This is a genomic window from Enterococcus avium (assembly GCF_002891025.1).
Classification (GTDB): domain Bacteria; phylum Bacillota; class Bacilli; order Lactobacillales; family Enterococcaceae; genus Enterococcus_A; species Enterococcus_A avium.
The window spans coordinates 3,092,225-3,115,091 of the sequence record NZ_NBSL01000002.1; the positions used below are offsets into that span (position 1 = coordinate 3,092,225).

Below are 22,867 nucleotides of genomic sequence, written 5' to 3' on the forward strand. Positions count from 1 at the left end.
ATCAATTTTTAATTCTAGAATTTTTATATAAAGGACCGCTAAGCAAGCTTTCTTTTTTATGGGTATAAATGGAAAAAAAGCGCCATTTAATGGATGGAATTTTCAAACCATATATGGTTTTGTGGTATACTACGTAGGAATCTATTTTTAAAGGAGGAGCCTCATGGCAGAGAAAGATACATTTTATATTACCACGCCAATTTATTATCCAAGTGGCAAGCTGCACATTGGGAATTCTTATACAACGATTGCCTGTGATGCGATTGCTCGCTACAAACGCATGATGGGCTTTGACGTGTTTTATTTGACTGGGGTCGATGAACACGGACAAAAAATTGAAAAGAAAGCCGGAGAACTTGGTGTAAACCCACAAGAGTATGTAGATAAGATGGCAACAGATATCAAAAAGTTATGGAAGACGTTGGATATCAGCTACGACAAATTTATTCGGACAACAGATGATTATCATCAAGCAGCGGTTAAAAAAATCTTTGACCAATTGTTGGAACAAGGAGATATTTATCTAGGCGAATACGAAGGCTGGTATTCTGTTTCTGATGAAGAATATTTTACTGAGACACAATTGGATGAAGTATATCGCGATGAAGAAGGCAACGTGATCGGCGGGAAAGCGCCAAGTGGTCATGAGGTCGAATTGGTGCGTGAAGAATCTTACTTCTTCCGTATGAGCAAGTATGCGGATCGTTTAGTGGAATATTATGAAGAGCACCCTGAATTTATCCAACCGGAATCACGTAAAAACGAAATGATCAATAATTTCATTAAACCAGGTTTGGAAGATCTAGCGGTTTCACGAACAACCTTTAAATGGGGGATTCCAGTGAATGCGAATCCTGAACACGTGGTTTATGTTTGGATTGATGCGTTATCAAACTATATTACTGCTTTAGGTTATGGTTCTGATGATGACAGTCTATTCCAAAAATACTGGCCAGCAGATGTTCAAATGGTTGGTAAAGAAATTGTACGTTTCCACACGATTTATTGGCCAATCATGCTGATGGCCTTGGACTTGCCATTACCAAAGAAAATTTACGGTCACGGCTGGTTAATGATGAAAGACGGAAAAATGTCTAAATCAAAAGGAAACGTTGTTTATCCTGAAATGTTAGTCGAACGTTATGGTTTAGATGCTGTACGTTACTATTTATTAAGAGCAATCCCATTTGGTTCAGATGGCGTATTTACACCGGAAGATTTTGTTTCTCGGGTGAATTACGATTTAGCGAATGACTTAGGAAACTTATTGAATCGTACAGTGGCTATGATCAACAAATATTGTGACGGCGTTGTTCCAGCTTATAAATCGTTAGTGACGGATTTTGATAGTGAACTATCTACAACGGCTGCGAATGTCGTGAGTCGTTACCGTGAAGCAATGGATAAAATGGAATTCAACAACGCGTTGGCAGAAGTTTGGACATTGGTTTCTCGTGCAAACAAATACATTGACGAAACAGAGCCTTGGGTTTTAGCGAAGGATGAAGAACGCAAAGCGGAATTAGAAAGCGTGATGGTTCATTTAGCTGAAAGCTTGCGGATCGTAGCGATTCTTTTACAACCAATCATGACGCAAACACCTAAACGTATTTTTGAACAATTAGGTCTAAATGCTGACATGATGAATTTAGCGACAATTCATTTTGGAGAATTTCCAGAAAATACGAAGGTGACACCAAAAGGCAAACCAATCTTCCCACGTTTGGATATGGATGAAGAAGTTGCTTATATTAAAGAAAAAATGTCAGAAGGTAGTCAGCCAGAAGAAGAAAAGATCAAATGGAATCCAGAAGAAACCGAACTTGTTTCAGTCAAGGATAAGGAAATCAAATTTGATGTTTTCGATAAAGTTGAATTAAAAGTCGCAGAAGTCATGGAATGTAAAAAAGTCGAAGGAGCCGACAAATTATTGCAATTCCGTTTAGATGCTGGTGACAAGCAAGATCGTCAAATCTTGTCTGGCATTGCAGAATTTTATGCAGATCCAGAAAGCTTAGTTGGTAAAAAGCTGATTATTGTTGCAAACTTGAAACCACGCAAAATGCGCGGCGAGATCAGTCAAGGAATGATTCTTTCAGCGGAAGCACCAGACGGTACATTGAAGGTCGTGGAAGCACCAGCTGATATGCCTAATGGCGCAATCGTAGGATAAATGAAAAGTCGAAATCCAATCAAGTGGATTTCGACTTTTTGTTTACCTGATTTTTTTGATAAATTTTCTAGTGAAAAGAATAATCCAGATTAAGCTGCTTGCCGTTCCAAGCAATAGATTAAACCAGAGCGCTTTTTCTAAAATTAATTCTCCTAACCAGAAGCTCGGAAGAATTCCTGCTAACCAACGCCAAGAATCAGAGACAAAACCAGCGATAAACATTCCCAGCATAGTAATCCCAGTCAGCTTCGAGATCGCTAAACCTTCTACTCGATTTGATGCTAGAGCTACGATCATGATTGCAACGCTACTGCCGAATAAGACAGCGAGAAATGAACAGGCAATGATAACGGAGAACGAAAGCTGAGAAAGACCAAACCAACTAGCAATCCCAAGCGCACATAGAAATCCCCAGAGTGCTGGAAGTCCGATTCTAGCCATAAGATAGTGAAATTGTTTGGCCGGTGTAATCTGATAATAACTGCCAAGTCCTTCATCACATTCCTCCAAAAGCAAAAAGGCACTGGACATGGTTAATAAGGTCGGTGTCAAAATAATCATCAACCCATCTGCGAGGGGATACCATTCTTCAAATGAAAAGCCGAAACGTTCTAAAAGAAGCTGATTCAACCATGGAAGCAAATAGTGAAAAGTGATTCCAACTAACAATGGTGCAGGGATTAAAAATAGCATGATAGCATCCCGCATGACAACATGCATGCCAATCGAGAAAACTTTAAGTGTCTGCCGCATATTTCGTCCTCCTGCCGTATCCTGTTTCTTGGCGAACAAAATGAAGTGCCAGCCAAAAGGTCAGTCCGATCCACAGCAATAACTCAATGATATAAAAGAAAAATCCGTCTGTTTTATTGAGCAAAATGTTGTTGATTAATTCGAGTACAACTGTCCCAGGGACTAATTTTGCAAAGGGAAATTCAATTCCAAGAGCCGATAAAATCGCTGGTGTTAAAAGTAAAAGAGCAGGTGGTACACTGGTCAGTAAATAGCCATTGACCGTTTTAGCGAAGGTTGCAAAAATCAATCCAAATAATGTGAAGAAGCACGAGGAGAGAAAAACGATCGCGGCTAATAAAAACGGGTGCTGCAAAGGTAAGGAGATAACACCGATAAACGTAGCTGACAAGGTAGAAACCGCTCCTAAAGAAATAATCTTGCTCAACACATATTCCGTCGTTTTCAGCGGTGTGATTCTGATGTAGTTATGCAGATCCTCGTCTTTCTCCAAGAGCCAAATGCCGCCGATAAAAAAATAGCCCAATACGGCAGGATCGCTAAGTACAATCAAACTTCCAGCCCAACCTTTAATCGTTAGGTCAGTGATCGGTCGGAGAATCAAAGTATACACAATCGTCAATATCGTATAAATGAAATAGAAACCGTATTTTGCTTGATACCACATGTCGTTTTTGATCGTATAAAGGAGTCTCATTGCAATCGCCTTCCTGTTAATGAAATAAAAACATCCTCTAGATTTTTTTCTCGAGAATGAATTCGAGTGATTTTCTTTTCTGCCAATAGATGTAAGAAATGCTGATCAGAGTGCAAGTCATCTAGTGGCACATGACATTCTTTTTCCCTATTATCTTGATTGAGAAAAGTATAAGTTACCCAATTAACAGCATTAGAACGACGAAAAGCAGTTGGAGTATTTAATGCTCGTATCTCGCCGTCCACAATAAAGGCGACACGATCACAGAGTTCCTCTGCATCATGCATGTTATGAGTCGTTAGAATGATGGTTTTTCCGTCTTTTTTCAAATCTTTAACCATGTCTTTAAGTATTCGGGCATTCGATGGGTCTAAACCACTCGTGGGTTCGTCTAGAAATAGAAGATCTGGATTATGGAGTAAACAACGAATAAAACCTAAGCGTGTTTTCATCCCTTTTGAAAAACGATTAACTGTCTTTTTTCTATCCTGCCACAGGTTCATCCGAGTCAAAAAAGGTTGTGGATCTAAAGGATCTTGCTTATATAAAGAAGAAAAATAAGTTAAATTCTCTAAAGCCGTGAATTTCCCGTAAAAATTTGGAAACTCAAAATCAACACCGATCTTTTCATAATAATCTTCAGGTAGATGTTTAAGAGAATGATTCATTACAGACACATTTCCCTGATAACCAGAAAGAGTTCCCGTTAGGATTTTTTGAAGAGTACTTTTCCCAGCGCCGGAAGGACCTAAAAATCCAAATATTTCCCCCTTTTTTACTTCAAAAGTTATCTCTTTCAAAGTAGGCGTTTTGCTATTGGGATAATGATAAAAGAGATTTTCTACACGAATCATCGTTATTCCTCCACTAATTCATTGATTAAACCATTCATCATCACAGTCAACACTTGCCAACGTAGCCCTTCATCCTCTTTTTCTAATAAAACGATCACTCCATAGAGTGCTTGGAATGCCTTTGTAACTACATCAATAGGTTGAGTAAATCGAACACCGTAATCCATAAAAAGATTTAAGGCTTCAGCATCTTCACTAGAATGATTTTCGATCACTTTAGATGGTAACTTCCGGAATAATACAGCCATCGTTTCACTGTCTGTTTTTTTGATTAAAGGATATTGCGGGAGTAATTCGAACAGATAAATCATTGTTTTTTTTACCAATTCTCTTTGCTTTAACCTATGATTTTGCTTCAAGTAGCAATCCATTTTTTGCCACATGTCTTTTTGGCAATTCACTAATATATTAAAATAGAGTTCTTCTTTATTGGGATAAAAAGCATAGAAAGAGCCCTTAGCGATTGCAGCTGCTTTAGTGATTTCTGCGACAGTTACTTTTTTTAATCCATATTCACAGAAAAGTTTTTCTGCGACAGTCAATAATTTTTGTGAAATGAGTTGTTTTTCATGCTTACTAAATTTTGGCATAGAATCCTCCAATTGCATTTATATGACCAAAAATATTTTTTGGTCATATAAATCGTATAATGATCCTTGCTCAATGTCAATATAATTTTTTTAGATGATTCATCCAGCATGGAGACAAATAAGAATTTTTTTGAATAAAGAATTTTTGATAATGATGATGGCTGATTTTGAAAATATATAAGAAAGGTGATAATGAAACAAGCCAATAACTGATGATGAAGATTGGAGAATGTATCAACGATCTGGAGCATCTTGAGATGACTAGTTTTGAAAGGCGTTTTGGATTTTGACAATACATTATAAAAGTTCTCAAGCATCAAGAGTGGCAGCAAACGAAAAGTTTTACTCCCATAAAGTTATTAAATTAGTAAAAAGAATTGAATAATATTCTGATTTAATATCTTCAATTATCTAAAAGTATGCTAAAATAAAAAAATACGAAAAATATTTTTATGCGATACTTTAACTCATTTTGATGAAATTTAATCAAACTGGCGTAACTAAAGGGTTACAAGGATGTATTAGTAGGATTTGGGAATACATCGTTTAAACGAGAAATAGTTAATTTTTAGTAATAGTCAACACCCTCAACTTTAGAATAATAAATATTGATTAGTTAGATAGCCTGCTCTTAATTGAGCGGGCTATCGTTCATTTTCGGAATCTTTGGGACTTTTATTTGTAAAGGGCTTTAGGGTTTCTTTTTATGCGATTTTAGAAATCATCTCTTCAAGCTGAAATTGTATAATTCGAATCATAATAGCTAAGGTTTTAATATGGTGAAAGCTGTTATGTAGAATAAATTGGAAGGAGATTAGTTGAATCAACAGTTGGGCGTTGATAGTAGGATTATTGCTATCCTTGATTCGCCCAATGCACAGGTTGAAAGTGATACAGGTCGTTATCATATTAATTCAGAAGGCAATTTCGCAGGATTATAATAGAATTTTTAGCATGAGTATGAGCTTCTTTTATTAGAGGCTCTTTTTTATTGGAATGATTGGCCATGTTTTTTGAAATACTTTGTCTAGCTTTATTATCTTACTATCTTTTTTTGATAGCAAAGATAGATTTTTTGCGAAGAATCTCGGTTTAAAGTGAGGCTTCTTTTAACGTTGTTCTTCATTTTTAAGTTCTTTTAAGGGTAGATAAAAAAACGAATTATTAAGGTTTTTATATTGGGATGATCAGAGGATTTCACAATTTAAAAATAACGTTTTAAGTATTTTAGAGAAATATAAACCATATTAGCAAAGATAACGATTTAATTGTAGGTTTTCTAAGGTTTATATAAACTATTTTATATTTCAGGATTATAAATCGGTTATATTCCTGAATAAAGAAACGGAAAATTTAATTCGTAAAAATTGCAATCACCTCAGTTATAAGGCTTTGTATTAACGTTTATTGACTGTTTTATAAAGAAACTCGTGTAATTAAAAACCATTAAATTAACTTAATGTTAATAAAATGAATATTCATTTTTTTAACAAATGATAAAAGAAATGAGTGTAATAACGATAGACAGATGATAACAGATGTGCTACCAAGCGTTAAGCTATCTTTTCAATATTAATAAATAACAAAAATTTAATTAATGTTGAATTTGTAAATACTTATTTCATCTTATAAGATAATAACACTGGTAGCGGTACTTTAGGGTGAAAGGAGGTAAAAATATGCTTAGGAGAAAACTGCGGTTTCTAATTGTGTTAGGGGTCATTTTTTCAAGTTTGACGGGTTTGCTGGGTGTGAGGACACAAACATTTGCAGAAACAAATACAAAAGTTTTACTTGATGAGTCATTTCTGAACGTTTCTTATGAAACTGAGCTAACAGAAAAAGGAAATGTTTTTCGAATCAAGTTGAAACGAGAAGCTGACAGTAAGCAGAAAAAAAGTCGTGTAAAGGTAAAAATACTAACAGAGAGTGATGAAGTAATCGATTATCCTGTAGTCGATGGGATGGAAGAAACTGATGAGTGGTTGAATGAAAAAGAATTTACACCTTCAGCAAACTATGAATTGGAGCTCTTACTTCCTAAGAAAGAAAAAAGGCTTCAATTGTTCATCGAATTAAATGAACAAAAGGAAATGAGCGAAAATGATTCTGATACAGACGTTCTTGGGTTAACTGAGCCTTTATTGTTGGAAATGAGTAAAACAGACAGTTCGAAAAGTTCAAAAAAAGAACCTACCAGTAGTTTGGCTAGTGAAAAAGTTCCACCTACTACCAGTAGTTATTCACTTTATTCTGAACAAAATAGTCTGTCACCATTAGCGGGAATAAGCGCCAATAGTTTAACCCGCGAAAATTCGTACACGAATAAGGCACCAAGTTACAAAACGGATAATGGGGAATATCCTGAATATTCTTGGCAGCCAAATGGACAGACGAATGTGATCAATCACCAAGGCGGAAAGGACAATGCAGCGGCCAATGTTTGGGACGGTCTGCAAAATTGGGATACTTCTACAGATAACTATAAGAATTCTTATATTTATTACGGAGTAGGTGAAAAGGCGCAAGGAGATATTGCCTTACGAAAATATGCGAGTGAAACTGCTAAGGAAGATGAGTTTAATGTCCGTTTAAATGTCCGAGGAGATTCTCTTACCAAACCAGGTGTTGATGTCATGTTTGTGTTGGACAACTCTGCATCCATGATATACAACAATCCGGAATCTCTCGTTAACGGCAGATTGCGAAAGGATGTTTCAGTAGAATCGCTGGGTAAACTAATTGATCAATTCAAAAAGAATATTCCAGATAACTTGGGCTATCTGAGGCTTGGAAGTGTCATTTTTGGCTCGGATGTAATCAGCACTTCTAATTTGTCAGCGCAATATAGCGATTGGGATCAAATGGTGACTAATTACCAAGCGGCCAGTACGCAAGGACACCAGACATACACCCAAGGAGGATTGATTGAAGCACAAAAAAGATTGTTAGCCGATAATAACGGACGACGAAAAGTTATTTTTCTTTTAACGGATGGGTTTCCAAATAGGAGTAGGAAACCAGTAAAAGGAAAAAAAGACTCGACGATCTTTCCTTCGCAAGTGAGAATTACGGAGTATGTTGCCAGTGAACTGGGCGACTCTTTGCAGTCAAATGGCTCTACCTCCCTTTATGTATTGAATAATCCTCCATGGAGTGATGTGGATAGAAGGTTTACCATTCCTAATATCGAAGGTGGAGCGGCTCTGAAAATTGAATCCCATTTGGATATGGCAAACTCACAAGCAGCAGATATTAGAGAAACTGGTACAGAAATTCAAGCAATCGCCATGGGATACCATAGTGGAACTCTGGAATATCATACTCCAGAAGAGTTGATAAAAGGTCTCTATAGGATGACCACTCAAAGAGCGAACACCACAGGGGGTTCAGAAAGTGATTACTATTTCTATCAGGCACAAGATTTGCAAGGGTTTGAGGACTCTTTCCAAGATTGGTTTCAATCGACCCTTACGACTGTTGAACATGGTGTAATTGAAGACCCACTGGGGGATATGGTGGAGTTAGTCGGAACACCAGTTGTTACAGATGTCTCTCTGAGGAATGGGTTGGGCACAGAGTCTATCAACACGGATAGGATGGCTGTAGTTGATAATTCAGACTCAGGAAAAGTAAAAGTAACCAATATCAATCTTTATGGAAATCAAGAAATTGAAATAAATTATAAAGTACGCCTGAAAACAGAGGATTCTAGTTTTATTTCAGGTAAATGGTATCCAGCCAATGGAAAAACAACGTTACACGTTTCACCTGACCGGACAACAGATAAGCTAGATTTTGGTGTTCCTTCTGTTCGAGCCTCTACAGAAGATTTTGTCATTCCGGTAAAAAAAATCTGGTCAAATGATAACGATAATCGCTGGCAGATGCGCAAAGAAGTAACGGCTGTTCTGCAAAAAAAAGACGGAACTAAGTGGATTGATTTACACGAGGTTAATTTAAATGAAGGAAATGATTGGACAAACCAATTTCCAGCAGTTTCTGGCAACTCTACTATTGAATACCGAGTTATTGAAAAAATCAGCAATCTGTATAGAGTACCTGGTTATGCTAATCCCACTTACAGTCAGGAGAGTTTCACATCTAGTAATCTAGAATCAGCAGGAATAACGATCACGAATCGATTGCTGACTACTGATTTTTCATTTAAGAAAGTAATGGAAAACGGACAACCATTTACTATTTCAGATGAGAAACGGCCAAAATTTACTTTGACAGAAACGATTAAAAGTATAGAAGTTGTAAGAGACGTTGCACCTGATGATGAAGGAGTCGTTCATTTCACTAACCTTCCTGCAGGTATCTATCGAGTAAGCGAAACATTTGTTCCGGAAGGATTCAAAAAGTGTGATGATTTCACATTTACAGTGGCAGAGAGGTCGGATGGAACGGGAGTTATTGCTACTTCAACGAATAAAACGATCGTAAATGAATTGAAGGAGTACAAATTAACAGTTATAAAGACCAATGAGCTAGGAGCAGAAATAGAAGGTGCTGCGTTCCAATTGAGGAATTCATCGGGCACTTATAATAAGACGATTTCTACGGGTTCTACTTTTACTTTTACGGGATTGGAACCAGGCGCTTATTTCTTGAAAGAAGTCACTGCGCCAGATAGCTATGTTGGTCTGAACAAAGAAATTGCTATTGATATTTTTGACAATGGCTCTGTTTCAATTGAAGATCATACACTGATAACAAAGTCAGTCAATCTAAATGGAACAGAAAATCTTATTACTATGAAGGTGAAAAATAAAAGACAATTTGGAGTATTACCGAAAACAGGAAGTTTTGGTAATCGCTACTTCATATTATTCTCTATTATTTGCTTAGTAATAGGCAGCGGATTGGGTGCAGTCTATTTGTATGTTAATCGAAGGAGGGGGTAAACATGAAAAAATATCATCTTTTTTTCTTGTCCCTTCTGATAGTCTTCATCGGTGTTATCGGATTAACTAGCTCCGTTTTAGCAGCACCATCTGATGAAAAAGTTGAAGTAATAATAAATACAAGACAAAAAGAAGGAGAAAAAGTTCAAGGAACGGATCATTTGAACTTTACTATCTATGACTTAACTAGCTGGCGTCAATCGACCACGATGTCTGAAAAAGAAGCAAAAGAGTATCTGCTGGATAAAAATGTTCTCAAGGAGGAAATGCAGAGCTTTATTCGAACACAAGATCTAAAAGCACTGGGAGAAGAACCTTTAGTTGTCAATAGCGAAGGAGAAGCAAAGTTCCTACTTCCGCGCTATCAAGACAATAAGGACGCGGCGTATCTCATTTTAGCTAGCGGAGAAACCGGAAAATTTCGTTTTCTACCAATTGTCTTATTCTTTCCACAGTACGCTATTGACTCCAATATAGAAACATTCAAAGTGATGATTTATGGAAAATATGCGGAACAACAAGAACTGGTGACAACTGTACCACCAGGTGAAGTGGCCAAGCAAACAGAAAATCCTAAAGCGTCAGCAGTCACTTCGCATAAAACATTGCCGCAAACGAATGATTTCGTAAAAAGCTACTCATTACTTGGCGGGGTACTACTTATTTCAGCAATTATGGGTTTGAAAAAGACTCAAAAATATAGGGGGAAAAAATAATGAAACATAAAGTGAAATGGACAGGACTATTAACAGCAATTATATGTCTCGTACCACTACTAACAGGGGTGTTTGGTCTGAGCGAGAATGCAGAGGCTGCTGGGGAAACCGTGTCAGTAACATTGCATAAAAAGAAAATGGATGAATTTCCTAACACAGCAATAGCTAACACAGGTAAAGAAATGAATGAGTTTGATCATTATCAAGGATTACCAGGTGTAACTTTTACCGCATGGGATGTCACTGAAGATTTTTATAGTAAGCTGGGGTTAACTGGAAGCGAAACAGACGCTGTAGCAAAAACGAAAACCGAAGCGTTGATGCAAACGTTCGTTTTGGATAAAGGAAATGCGACAAATGTAGTAAGTGATGTTACGGATGCTAACGGGAATGTGACCTTCCCTACGTTAGAAAAACGAACAGCTGGCGGAATTTATAAGGTGTACTATTTTGAAGAAACACTACCAGCAGGCTACACTACCTATTCAAATCCAATTATTCTAGTTCTACCTGCAATGGATGGCGCAAATGAACTAAGTACGATTCATTTATATCCAAAAAATAAGATTGATGATAAAGAAAAACCTGAAAAGATCTTAGTTGATGAAGCAGGCAAAGCATTAGAGGGTGTTCCGGCAGGCGAAACGTTCTATACGTTTGAAGTAGGAAAACGGATCAACTATAAAGCATCATTCACCTTCCCAAGCCAAATTGGTGAAATTTTGACAGAGGCTGGTGTAGAGCAAACACGCTACAATAAATTTGTACTTGACGATCAGGTGTCCCAAACAGGTGTAAAATTTGAAGGAATTTCAAAGATTGTCATCGGCGGTGTTGAGTTGAGTGATACTGAATTAACAACATTTTATTCTCATATGATCTTGACTTCTAAAAATACAGTGACTCCATATTTAAATTATGCCGGTTTTACTTTGACAGCTAATTTGAATGCTGAAACAAGTGTGAGTAATGCGACCGAATATGCGAGATCTAAAGCAACCGCTGAATACTTGAAGCAATTTGCTGGGAAAAAATTAGAAATAACTTATGGCGTGAGCATGACAGAATATACGCCTGTAGATCAAGAAATCAACAATAATTTTGTGGTTCAGATGACTCGTGATGGGGATACTGATGATAATCGGAACGTTCTTAATCCTCCTCCAGGCTTTGGGACTGGCGGACACAAATTCTTAAAACATGAAAGTGGCAAAGAGAATCAAACGTTGGCTGGAGCAGAGTTCGTTGTGATTCGCAAAAATAACGGCAAAGAAGAATTTTTGAAGCAAGCTGTAGACGGAGGTACTCCAGTTTGGACAGAACTACCTAGTGGCGGAAGCTTAGCCGATGCTAAGAAGTTCACTACTGGAAATGACGGAAAAATTGAAGTAACTGGGTTAGAAAAAGGGACTTACTTCTTGAGAGAAACAAAAGCACCTAATGGGTTCATTAAATTAGCAGATGATGTTCAATTTGAAATCAAAAATAATTCCTATGAAGAAACAACAAGATTGAAAATTCCGAACGTTTCTCAAGGCGGCTTCTTACCATCAACAGGTGGACAAGGGATTATCGCCTTCCTAGTTATTGGATTGGGATTAATGCTGTTCGCAATCATTAAATATCGTAAAGTCCGCGAACAAACAGTATAAGCAAGCTATAACAGTGCCGTATCCATGAGAGATACGGCACTGTTTATTATTCTAACAAATTTTTTTGACGCTCTAGCTTTTCGATATATTTGCTTAAAATTTCGTTGATTTTCGTGATGTCAGAAAGAGATATTTGCGGATGGAAGGTATAGACTGGGATTCCTCGATAGGGACTATCTTCACTATTTTGAATGATTGAAGAAAAGACCATATCAAATGTTTGATCTTCGGTTTGATCAACTTCAATAAAGGATAGAAAACGAACATTGAAAAAGTTTTGGAAAATTTGTTCCAATTTTTGAGCCAGAATATACTCTAAGGCCATCGTTAGGTTTGTATCAATTTTGACGATGACCTCTGGTTCGAACTTAGTAAAAATATTAATCGCAGAGAAGGCTTCACAAAACCTCGGCAAGAGAAATTCCGTATTGTCTAACACTGGTGAATCAGATTTTTCGCGCATTTTCTTAAGAACATCCTTCATATAATTATAAAGGTGCGGGTACTTTTTCTGGTAAAAATAGGAAAGATCATAGCCAGAAGCGACAGAAATAAAATTTTCGAAAAAGGTCGCATGCAAAAAAGTTGATAAAATGATTGAGTGGCAAAGCTTTAAGTTCAATTCATCTTTTACTGGTGTATACATGATATTTGTTTCATCAGTAAAGAGAGTATATAGCTGATAGATTGGCGTTTCGAGCTCACGATGCAATTGGATAACTTCTTTTAAATTGTCTTTTCTAATATAAAACTGCGCTCGACATTGAAACAGGAGCCCAACGTAATCAATCTCAGAATCAGAGAGAAAAAACTCCTTTTGAAAATTCGTATAAAATGTTGAACGTGGAAAAAGCTGACGTTGGCTGATTTTCTTAATGTAAGCTGGAATATCCTCATCATTGATCGGATGTTTCAAATGGAAGCGTGAAACATTCAATGCAAACATATAAGAAAAATCAATTGTTAAGGTATTTTTTTTAGCTAAATCATAATTCTTTAGGGCATACCTTACGTATCCGTCGATTTTCTTTTGGTCTACATTAGAAAATGGCCAAGCAACACCCGTATAGAAAGTCCAGAAGAAGTGGTATCCAAAATAGCGGATGTTGATCTCTTTACCGGTGATTTTTAGCTGCTTAGTACTGTATTTCAAGGATAAATGGTAGGGTGCGACAAACTCATTGATTTGTAAAACTTTGCGCCTTAGGGTACTCTCGCTAACAAAGTAATTATTAAGAATATCTGAAGTAATCACTTGACTGCTGAGAAACAATTCTTGAAGCAAGTTAAAGATCAAAGATTGCTTCAAAATATAAAGGGTGAGTTTTTTATAATCAAGTTCTGCTCCAGTGAAAAGGAATCCTTTCCCTTTGATATAATCGATCGTTCCAGAAGCTTCCTTCAAAAGTGTCATCTGAATCAGATCCTCATTAATTTCCTCCATAATTTTAACGACATTTTTTTCACCTATTTCCGTTTTAAAACACAAGGTTGGTATTTTTACCCAATCTCCTGCTTGGTAAACAATATCTAATAATAAAAGTTTATTTTTAATCGCGGATTCAAATAATTCATAATCCAAAAGATTTCCTCCTAGCATTGTCCTTCATAGTTTAATTATAACATCTAGTAAGGAAAACAGAGTCTATCATACATCCGGTATTTCAGTATTCACCGAACGAACCCGACAAAATTGAAATATCTGGGTCTCCTTTTTTGATATACTCTTTTCTTATTCGGGTACCTTAGGGAATTACGGCATCTGATTTGATTATTCTAGCGAAACTGAAAAATAAAAAAACGTACATTATAGTAATGGTAGCAAACAGTTTTATAAAAAAATGCTTTGAGGGCCTTTTACTATTTCAATAGACAACAAGTAACTATAAAAATATAAATTATTTGTAAAGCAGGAAAAGAAAGTAGTGAATGAGATGAAACCATTTTTAATTTTGACGAAAAATGTATTGTTTGAGCAACCTCTGCAGAATCGATTGCAATGTTTGGGATATGAAGTGTATTGCTCTAAGCTTCTTTTCGATAAGCTACTGCATAAATTTGATGAGGAACAGATTGATAGAAAATTTGCGGCGGTTATTATTAGTGAAACTATCAGTGATAATGAGGCGAAACAACTTTTTTTAAACTTGAGCAAAATGAGCTGTTTTATCAGAAAAACATCGATCGAACCAGATGAAGAAGAACAGAAAATGATTAAAAAAATAGGTTTTTACGATTGGATCAGTGAAAGTCAATCAATTGATCGCCTTAGAGAATACGTAGTTCATAACTTAGCCAGCATGAATCACGAAAAGGAGCAAGCAAGGCTGATTTTTAATAAAGAGGGCGAAGTTAAACAAGACGAGTTACGAGCGATTCTACATGTACTATCGAAAAAAGAAACAGCTTTTTTCGAGAAACTGCTTAATTCAAATGATGAAACAGTTTCCAGAACAGAGATGTCACGAGCAATCTGGGGAGACGGTCCTAATAGTTCACAATTAGCTCAAATGTCTATTATTGCTAAACGAATCCGATGGAAGCTGAAAGAAATGGAAAGTGCCTTAGTCGTAGAGGCGATTTGGGGCAAAGGCTACCGTTTGAAACAAAGGAATTTTGACGGCGAGACCGTTTAAGCTTTTTGATGGAGTGAAGTTATTGTAAAGTTGAAGAGGATATTCATCATTGTACACAAAATATTTTTCTAATTTAGATGATTTTTCTAAGATTAGTGACCGTAGAAAAAAATTCGTGTTATCATAATTACAATGAGAATTTAATTAAAAAAGTATGAATTGAAAGGGTGTAACTTGATGAAGTTTAAGTGTATCGTTATTTTTACAGTGAAGGATTATAATAAAAACAAAGAAAAGGATGGGTATTTGCCGCAAAACGGAACAGTGATTAATGCTTTTGTGGGCTCCAATGGGATGAATTGTCTCGCGGTTGGGTATGTGAAGTAGCAGCGAACTAACTTGTTGGCATCAATAAAGACTTTAGTGGTATTTTTTAAAGCGAGTTGGCGATGAATTCAAATAATGCTGGTTCGTTCGTGTTGTGATTGCTCTTTTGAATGTGAAGCGAAAGCTGGTGATTGTTTTGGATAGTCATGTGATTAGAGATGTTGCGTTTGCTGGTATTTTCTGTACGGGTCTTTTACTAGTGATCGCTTTGATTACTCGCTTAACAAATGGGCTTTTTTTCTCAAGGTTTCCATGGCAGTTTGTAAACGATCGAGATGATCCAAGATTTGAGGCGGAACGTAGGGCAGGAAAAGCTTACAGTTATTTTATATTTAAGTATGTACCGCCGTTTTTGATTGGATTTCTATTGTTACTTTTGTGGACCTATTTGTCTTAATAGGGGCTTTGCAAGGCGGTTAACTAATTTTGCAAAGAATTATCTTTATAGAGAGAAAAAATAATAGGAGCTGATTCGAAAGTCTTATAGACTTGTGGATCAGCTCCTATTCACGAATACACGGCGATTCATAAGTAGCGTCTACAGAAATAAGCCGAAAATTCACAAAATTTTAGAAACACTGAGTAGGTATCATTCACCATCTGTTCCTAGATCCTTGTATTTCTTTAGGCTATCCTCTTCTGTCAAAATTTATCGTTAACCATGTAATATTTCGACGATTTTTTGATTGAAATCAGGAAGATCATCTGGAGTTCGGCTAGTTACTAATTTGTTGTCTACTACAACTGCTTCATCTTTGACGATTGCGCCAGCATAGCCGACATCTGGACGAACGGTTGTGTAAGCAGTCATTGTGCGCCCTTTGGTAAGTCCTGTTTGAATGAACAATTGTGGACCATGGCAAATGGCGAATAACGGTTGATCCTTGTCTAAGAAATAAGACACGAAGGATACAAAACGTGCATCGCTACGCAATTGATCAGGTGAAAAACCGCCAGGAATCAGTAATGCATCGAAGTCCTCAGGTTTCACTTCATCAATTCCTTTGTCGCTTTTGAATTTGGTTCCTTTTTTTCCTGTGATTTCTTGATTGGCTTCAAAGCTGATGATTGTGACTTCGTTGCCATCTTTTTCCAGTGCTTCTTTTGGAGAGACTAACTATATAGAGTCAAGTAAAAATTAGCCAAATCAAAAAATATTTTATAACAGATAATTCCGAAAAAAGGGTACAACAAATAAGCTTCTTACCATTAGTTTTTTTGAATGTTCAATAGCTAATCAGAAACAATTATATAAGGCTCGTTTTTAGTCAAAATAGCATGAATCACGTAACAAAGCTTACGAGAAACCGCACCTAAGGCAGTTAGATGATGTTTTCCTTCGGAAACTTTTTTCTGGTAAAACGCACTAAAAACAGGATCACATTGAGAAGCTACTAAAGCCGCCGAAAACAAGGCTTTTCGCAAATATGGAGACCCTCGTTTACTCATAACATTATGCGTTGCCTCATATTGCCCTGATTGTGTCACGGAAGCGTCTATCCCAGCGTAAGCAACGAGTTTTTTCGGGTTAGAAAATTTTTGAATATCTCCGATCTCACCAAGAATAGTCGCACCGTTTATAGGACCAATTCCAGGAATTGTGAGAATAACAGAATTTAAAGTGTCCATTATGTGCTTGATTTCTCTTTCCGTTTCCTTTATTTGGCTTTCAATGAATTTTAATTGTTCAATCATTGAACGTAGTTGGAAGGTGAACGCTTCTTGAGCAAATTTTACTCCAAAGGAGTTAGAAGCTGCTTGCTTCAATTGGTCCGCTTTTTCTGCCTTGATTCGGTTCCTGCTTAACTCAGCTAAGTATTGGGCCAAAGTTTCTGAGGAAATGTTTTCTAAGTCGATCGGGGCACTAAACGCCAGCAATAACTCTTTAGAAGCTTTTCCGAAAACGCCCTGCTTGGTAAAAATCGTCGCGTATTCTGGAAAGACTTGATCCAATACGGCTATAATTTTTCTTTTGAAGTCGCTCGCTGTACCTACTAAATAAGTTCGGTAACGAGAAAGTTGTTTCAAAGAAAAAACATTTTCATCGGATAAGACCGTTTCGACAAATGAGCCATAGCGCATTAAGTCAGCAATCAAAACAGAATCAATAATATCGTTTTTTCGTTTCCGTATTTCTGTACCTTTACGCCATCCGTCTGTTTGAAGGGGATTCACAACGTGAATCAAATAATCTGATTCGTGAAGGTATGAAAAGATGGACAGCCAATAGTGCCCCGTGGCTTCCATCCCTATAACAAAGTCACTGGGTGCTCCGGAATAGTCGACCATTCGCTCAATTAATGACTCTGCTCCTTCAGTGGTGTTAGGAAATGAAAAACCTTTTAGTAATACCTTTCCTTCCTCGTTCATGATAGAAGCAACGTGAGTGCGTTTACCGATATCAATGCCTAAAAAGTACATGTATATCTGACCTTTCAAAAAAAGAATTTTGGATTGAAATCCACTCAACTGAAAAGCGTCACTACCTTGTACGAGATACGGAGTAAAGTAAGGACTTTCAACATCTAACTCATACGCAATCCACTTATCAGAGAGAGGAGCCAGTCTCTCGAGTGCGGGTTCAATGACCCAAGGGGGGAACGGCTTAGCCTCTCAATCCAATAAATATATTATCTCAAAAGAAATGAGTTAATACCAAATTAAAATAACGATGGTTCATAGGGTTATCCAATCAAAACCGGAAGGTTAAAACCCTAACTCTAATATACAAGGATAGTTCAACATCCTCGACTAAATCCGTAACAATCGCTGCAATTTTTTTGGTCATTGAATTTCCATCCTTTCTTTTAAGTACACTTTAACCCTAAAGGATAATCGCCAAGAGTTCAAATAATATGTTTGGGATGATAGATTCCGCTTAGTTCTTTGATTGCTTTTTATATTTTTGAGAGTACAATTATTTACAGAACATAAAGTGAAAAAGGAGCTATGTATAATGATAATCGGACTTGTCTTTTTAGCTTTGGGAATTTGGCAGCTTTGGATAACGAAGCGTTCTTTTTCTAATTTGAGGAATAAAGGGAATGAAGCTACATCTCCTTTCGTAATGTTTAGTTTGTGGAGTAGCTTAGTAATGGCAATTATATTTTTGGTTATCGCGTATAATGCTATTGTAGGAAATTTCGGTTTTTAATTGAGGGCAGTTTAGGGTAGTAGCGATAACATTTACCATTATTTCGCCTATAAGGAGAAGCGCTGATGTAATGCTAGATAAGCAGGAAAAGAATTGTCACTTTCTATTTACAAATTTTGTTATTAAAAAAATTCTTTTTGTAAAATCTGTTGACAGCGCTTTCCGTGTTTGGTAAGCTAATTTTGAATTAAATAGACCATTTGATGGATAGTGATTGTTTAAATACAAGCTAAACCTGATGAGATAAGTACGATTATTTGTCGTACCCTCATTGGGTTTTTTTGTTGCTCTAAAACAGGAGGTGAGTTTATAAAAAATAACATTTTTGGGTTTGACATCAATTGCAAAGCTATCTATCATTTTAAGTGAACGAAGTCGAAAAAAATGATTTTTAGTAGCGAATGTCACAGAACGGAGGAGTGTTGAATGCAAATTCAGAAGATTTTGAATAACAATGTAGTCATCACGACTGATCAAAAAAATAACGAGATTGTCGCGATGGGGCGTGGTCTAGCCTTTCAGAAAAAGATTGGGGATGAGATAGCCGAGGAGGCGATAGATAAAACCTATCACCTTGCGAACAGTGATTTGTTTCATAAGTTTCAAGAATTATTAGTCGATGTTCCGATAACTTACCTAGAAATCGCCAACGATATTATTGATGAGGCAAAGGTAACGTTGAAAAATCCGTTGAACGATTCGCTTTATATATCAATTACTGATCACTTATATGCAGCAGTCCAGCGAGTTAAAGAGGGTGTTCGGGTTCGAAACTTATTATTGTGGGATGTTAAACGTTTATTCCCCGATGAATTTTCGGTCGGCGTGAATGCGGTAAAAAGAATCGAGGAAAAGTTTAAAGTCAATCTAGGTGAGGATGAAGCAGGGAATATCGCTTTACACTTAGTGAATGCGCAGTCGGATAGCGAGAATGAAGATGCGTATATGATGGCGGAGTTGATGCAGGAAATCATTCAAATAACCAGCTATTATTTTAAAGTTCAACTGGATGAAGAGTCTGTTTACTTTTATCGTTTTACAACGCATTTGCGCTTCTTTGCTTCACGAATCATGAATCATCGCCAATTAACTGATGAGACAGATGACGAGCTGCTTTTAATTATTCAAAAGAAATATCAAAACGCGTATCAATGCGTAGAAAGAATTGCAGATTTTATTAGGAAAAAATACGATTACGAAATGTCAAATGATGAGAAATTATATTTAACCATTCATATCGCACGATTAGTCCAAAAAGTGAATCAATAAAAGTTGAACCCGCCCGCTTTTCACATTATCCCGGGTTGTTAATTAGTGGAAGGGCATACATCAAAATGAAATAGGAGGAAAAATAGTGGGTAAATATCGTGATTTAGCAGAAAAAATTGTCGAAAATGTCGGTGGCAAAGAAAATATCAATAGTTTAACACATTGTATTACACGTCTACGTTTTAAATTAAAGGATGAAAGCAAAGCAAATGATGACGTGCTGAAAAATATGGATGGTGTTGTGACAATTATGCATAGTGCCGGTCAATACCAAGTTGTTATTGGTAATCACGTTGGGCAAGTCTACGAAGATGTAGTAGATATGACTGGTCTTGGCGGTGAGAGTAATACGCCAGAGGAGTCTTCTGGCAGTCTTTTCGATCGTTTGATCGACGTGATCAGTGGTATTTTCCAACCCTTCTTAGGAGCATTGAGTGCTGGTGGGATGATCAAAGGGTTGAATGCGATACTGGTTGCGGCTGGTGTACTAACTGCTGAAAGTGGTACCTACATCGTTTTAAATGCGATTGGTGATGCGATCTTTATGTTCTTACCAATTGCAGTAGCAGTCGCAGCTGCTAAGAAATTTGGTGTGAATCAGTATGTTGGATTGGTGATCGGTGGTGCCTTATGTTATCCAGCGATTCAGTTATCAACGCTGACTGCCGGCGGAGATGTTCAACCACTGTATACGTTGTTTTCCGGAAGTATGTTTGAAAGTCCGGTTTACATGACCTTTATGGGGCTACCGTTTGTGGCAAACGATTATACAAGCAGTGTCATTCCGTCCATCTTGATTGTTTGGCTAGCAAGTAAATTACAACGACCATTACGTAAGGTTATTCCAGAAGTGATTCAGAACTTTTTCGTACCATTTTTCTTATTGTTGATTGCTTTGCCGGTTGGTTTCCTAGTAATTGGTCCAGTTATCACAATTTTGACTAACATGCTGGCGACTGGTTTTGATAGTTTATTGGCCTTCTCTCCAATCCTATTTGGTTTAATCGTTGGTTTCTTCTGGCAAGTATTAGTTATGTTTGGTCTCCATTGGAGTTTAATCCCGATTGCGATCTTACAGTTAGGTACGATGGGCTACGCAACAGCTTTAACTGGGATGTTCGGTGCCAGCTTTGCACAAACAGCGGCAGTAGCTGCGATGTATTTCCGCTTAAAGAATCCGAAAGAAAAAGCGTTGGTATTGCCAGCTGTTATCTCAGGAATTTGCGGTGTAACTGAGCCGGCGATTTACGGATTATCTCTGCCTAAGAAAAAACCATTTGTTTTCTCGATGATTGGTGGTGCCGTTTCTGGTGCGTTCATGACAGCTATGGGGGTTCGTTCATATGTAATGGGAGGACTTGGAGTCTTCGGTATCCCTAGTTATATCAATCAGCAAACAGGCGATTCTTCGGGAGCAATTTACTCTGTCATTGCCATTGCGATTGCATCAGTAATTGGATTTGTGTTGACTTTCTTCTTCTGGAGAGATGATACAGTAGTAGAGGAAATACCAGAAGGTCAAAAAGCAATGGAAGTTCGCAAAGAAATAGTAACTTCACCTGTTCAAGGTCAAATGATGCCATTATCAACAGCAAGTGATCAAGCGTTCGCGCAAGGTGCATTAGGTAAGGGTGTTGTGATTCACCCAACAGTTGGTGAAGTAGTGGCACCGTTTGATGGCACAGTTATGACGATGTTCCCAACAAAACACGCGATTGGTTTGATTTCAGATAATGGTCTGGAATTGTTGATCCATATTGGTTTAGATACCGTTCAATTAGATGGAAAATATTTTGAAGCGCACGTAGAACAAGGCGCAAAGGTCAAACGTGGTGATAAACTGGTGAGCTTCGACATCAAGGCAATTGAAGAAGCGGGATTCAGTGTAGAAACACCAGTAATTGTAACGAACTCAGCGGATTATCTGGATATCATCGAGACTGATCACAAAGAAGGTATCAGTAGCAGTGATGAGTTATTGACTGTATTGGTTTAATGAATTAAATCAGAAAAAAGTTCGGGGCGAGCTCCCCGAACTTTAATTTGGTCGAAAAGATTCCGTGAAGCGAATCATTGATTCTGGTGATTCTGCCATGATTTCAGAGCTGGTTTTTCGCTTGTCAGCAAGCTCTCCAATCTCAATCAAATGATTCAGATTTTTTTGATAATCTTCGGCAAAGACACAGCTATATAGCACATCCAGTAAATAGCAGATTGATGAATTAATCGTAAAGTTTGCAATTTTTGAATAAAGCCGCTCCCGTGTCGTTATTCGCAGAACCGCTTGGCTGTAGGAGGCGAGTGTATTCTCGCCGATGCTAGTTAAGGCGATGACAGGAATGTTTTGTTTTCGCAAAATTCTTGCGAGCTGCAAGATAAAATTATTTTCTCCTGTATAAGAAATCAGAATCGCACAGGTATCAGCCTGGCTATTATAGGCTTCGTAGGTATCCTCGCCTAAAGTCTGACTTGTCACAACATTTTTTTTGATGCGGCGCATTTTTAAGGCAAAATCCTGAGAAATCAGTAAATTGGCGTTACTTCCGAAGATTTTGATTTGTTTGGCGTTTAATAAGAGCTGTTTCGCTTTTTGCAGGTCATCATGATTCAACAGGCTTAAGGTATCATCGATCGTTGTTCTTTCTAATGAAGCAATTTTATTTGCGATCGTCATGATGCCGTCATTGGTTTGGAAAGGAAAATTGGCGTCGACATCTTCAAAGTAGGTTTGAAGATAGGTTTGTTCAGCTAAAAATTCTGTACGCAATTCTAGCCAGCCCTTGTAGCCTAATTTTTTAGCAACGCGAATCAAGGTAGAAGGGTGAACGAAATTAGCTTCTGCGATTTCTTTGATTGTCATGGATTCAATCGCTGTACCCTTTTCTAAAATATAAGTGACCAAGGCTGTCTCGGCATTAGAAAAATTTGTTTGCTTCATTTTCTCTGATAAGAGCATTATGAGCACACCTCCTATTTACATTTATTGTAGATCATTTGTAAATGGATGTGGGTGATTTTAAGGGAAATGTGAGAATATCCATCGAGATTTACAAAATCAACCGTTTTCAATAGAGAGTTTGTAAATTCGTATGGAATGACTTGTGAACGGATTGAATTGAAGTTTTACATAGCAGAT

18 protein-coding genes and 1 pseudogene are annotated in these 22,867 nt (G+C 37.2%); 11 read left to right on the forward strand and 8 right to left on the reverse strand.

The window, feature by feature from the left end; translation table 11 throughout:
• Nucleotides 1–163: 163 nt before the first annotated feature.
• A complete protein-coding gene (gene metG, locus AUF14_RS15545) occupies nt 164–2,173 on the forward strand; it encodes a methionine--tRNA ligase (protein ID WP_049221012.1) in 2,010 nt (669 codons plus the stop codon).
• A 42-nt stretch (nt 2,174–2,215) separates the two neighbouring features.
• On the opposite strand, the gene AUF14_RS15550 is transcribed toward metG, so the two are convergent.
• The 4 genes from AUF14_RS15550 to AUF14_RS15565 are packed head-to-tail and all read right to left on the reverse strand — an operon-like array spanning nt 2,216 to nt 5,067.
• Complete coding sequence (locus tag AUF14_RS15550) at nt 2,216–2,926, reverse strand: hypothetical protein (protein WP_049221014.1); 711 nt, start codon at nt 2,924–2,926, stop codon at nt 2,216–2,218.
• Nucleotides 2,910–3,623, reverse strand: coding sequence for a hypothetical protein (locus tag AUF14_RS15555; protein ID WP_049221015.1), 714 nt, complete (start codon nt 3,621–3,623; stop codon nt 2,910–2,912). Before AUF14_RS15555 ends, AUF14_RS15550 begins: the two co-directional genes overlap by 17 nt.
• Nucleotides 3,620–4,477, reverse strand: coding sequence for an ABC transporter ATP-binding protein (locus tag AUF14_RS15560; protein ID WP_016181123.1), 858 nt, complete (start codon nt 4,475–4,477; stop codon nt 3,620–3,622). Before AUF14_RS15560 ends, AUF14_RS15555 begins: the two co-directional genes overlap by 4 nt.
• A gap of 2 nt (nt 4,478–4,479) precedes the next feature.
• Entirely contained in the window at nt 4,480–5,067 is a 588-nt protein-coding gene (locus tag AUF14_RS15565) for a TetR/AcrR family transcriptional regulator (protein ID WP_049221017.1), read from the reverse strand.
• 818 nt (nt 5,068–5,885) lie between these two features.
• Here AUF14_RS15565 and AUF14_RS23125 point away from each other — a divergent pair.
• From AUF14_RS23125 to AUF14_RS15580, 4 genes are all read left to right on the forward strand, one after another.
• Nucleotides 5,886–6,008, forward strand: coding sequence for a hypothetical protein (locus tag AUF14_RS23125; protein WP_256137776.1), 123 nt, complete (start codon nt 5,886–5,888; stop codon nt 6,006–6,008).
• Between the two features lie 738 nt (nt 6,009–6,746).
• Nucleotides 6,747–9,977 carry a SpaA isopeptide-forming pilin-related protein gene (locus AUF14_RS15570; protein ID WP_102866115.1) on the forward strand — a complete coding sequence of 1,077 codons (3,231 nt, stop codon included), beginning with the start codon at nt 6,747–6,749 and terminating at the stop codon, nt 9,975–9,977.
• A gap of 2 nt (nt 9,978–9,979) precedes the next feature.
• The gene (locus AUF14_RS15575) at nt 9,980–10,693 is read left to right on the forward strand and encodes a pilin N-terminal domain-containing protein (protein ID WP_049221167.1); all 714 of its coding nucleotides are present in this window, start codon (nt 9,980–9,982) and stop codon (nt 10,691–10,693) included.
• Entirely contained in the window at nt 10,693–12,345 is a 1,653-nt protein-coding gene (locus AUF14_RS15580; RefSeq protein WP_049221169.1) for a SpaH/EbpB family LPXTG-anchored major pilin, read from the forward strand. The genes AUF14_RS15575 and AUF14_RS15580 overlap by 1 nt, the downstream gene beginning before the upstream one ends.
• A 46-nt stretch (nt 12,346–12,391) precedes the next feature.
• On the opposite strand, the gene AUF14_RS15585 is transcribed toward AUF14_RS15580, so the two are convergent.
• On the reverse strand, nt 12,392–13,927 hold the full coding sequence (locus AUF14_RS15585) for a helix-turn-helix domain-containing protein (RefSeq protein ID WP_049221171.1): 1,536 nt from the start codon (nt 13,925–13,927) through the stop codon (nt 12,392–12,394).
• 352 nt (nt 13,928–14,279) lie between these two features.
• Between AUF14_RS15585 and AUF14_RS15590 the strand changes: the two genes are divergently transcribed.
• The 3 genes from AUF14_RS15590 (at nt 14,280) to AUF14_RS15595 (ending at nt 15,705) form a co-directional block, all read left to right on the forward strand.
• On the forward strand, nt 14,280–14,981 hold the full coding sequence (locus AUF14_RS15590; RefSeq protein WP_218064618.1) for a helix-turn-helix domain-containing protein: 702 nt from the start codon (nt 14,280–14,282) through the stop codon (nt 14,979–14,981).
• A 177-nt stretch (nt 14,982–15,158) separates the two neighbouring features.
• Nucleotides 15,159–15,308: a hypothetical protein gene (locus tag AUF14_RS22570; protein ID WP_016181115.1), complete on the forward strand. Its 150-nt coding sequence runs from the start codon at nt 15,159–15,161 to the stop codon at nt 15,306–15,308.
• A 112-nt stretch (nt 15,309–15,420) separates the two neighbouring features.
• Nucleotides 15,421–15,705, forward strand: coding sequence for a hypothetical protein (locus AUF14_RS15595; RefSeq protein ID WP_227131702.1), 285 nt, complete (start codon nt 15,421–15,423; stop codon nt 15,703–15,705).
• Between the two features lie 258 nt (nt 15,706–15,963).
• Here AUF14_RS15595 and AUF14_RS15600 read toward each other — a convergent pair.
• Nucleotides 15,964–16,425, reverse strand: a pseudogene (locus AUF14_RS15600) (type 1 glutamine amidotransferase domain-containing protein); the annotation flags it as partial.
• A gap of 116 nt (nt 16,426–16,541) precedes the next feature.
• Nucleotides 16,542–17,729: an IS110 family RNA-guided transposase gene (locus AUF14_RS15605; RefSeq protein WP_002297293.1), complete on the reverse strand. Its 1,188-nt coding sequence runs from the start codon at nt 17,727–17,729 to the stop codon at nt 16,542–16,544.
• Between the two features lie 535 nt (nt 17,730–18,264).
• Here AUF14_RS15605 and AUF14_RS15610 point away from each other — a divergent pair.
• The 3 genes from AUF14_RS15610 (at nt 18,265) to AUF14_RS15620 (ending at nt 21,727) form a co-directional block, all read left to right on the forward strand.
• The gene (locus AUF14_RS15610) at nt 18,265–18,462 is read left to right on the forward strand and encodes a hypothetical protein (RefSeq protein ID WP_016181113.1); all 198 of its coding nucleotides are present in this window, start codon (nt 18,265–18,267) and stop codon (nt 18,460–18,462) included.
• A 426-nt stretch (nt 18,463–18,888) separates the two neighbouring features.
• Complete coding sequence (gene licT / locus AUF14_RS15615) at nt 18,889–19,731, forward strand: BglG family transcription antiterminator LicT (protein ID WP_049221173.1); 843 nt, start codon at nt 18,889–18,891, stop codon at nt 19,729–19,731.
• Between the two features lie 85 nt (nt 19,732–19,816).
• Complete coding sequence (locus AUF14_RS15620; protein WP_102866116.1) at nt 19,817–21,727, forward strand: beta-glucoside-specific PTS transporter subunit IIABC; 1,911 nt, start codon at nt 19,817–19,819, stop codon at nt 21,725–21,727.
• A 42-nt stretch (nt 21,728–21,769) separates the two neighbouring features.
• On the opposite strand, the gene AUF14_RS15625 is transcribed toward AUF14_RS15620, so the two are convergent.
• Nucleotides 21,770–22,687 (reverse strand): MurR/RpiR family transcriptional regulator, encoded by a 918-nt coding sequence (locus AUF14_RS15625; protein ID WP_016181110.1) that lies wholly within the window; start codon nt 22,685–22,687, stop codon nt 21,770–21,772.
• Nucleotides 22,688–22,867 lie beyond the last annotated feature (180 nt).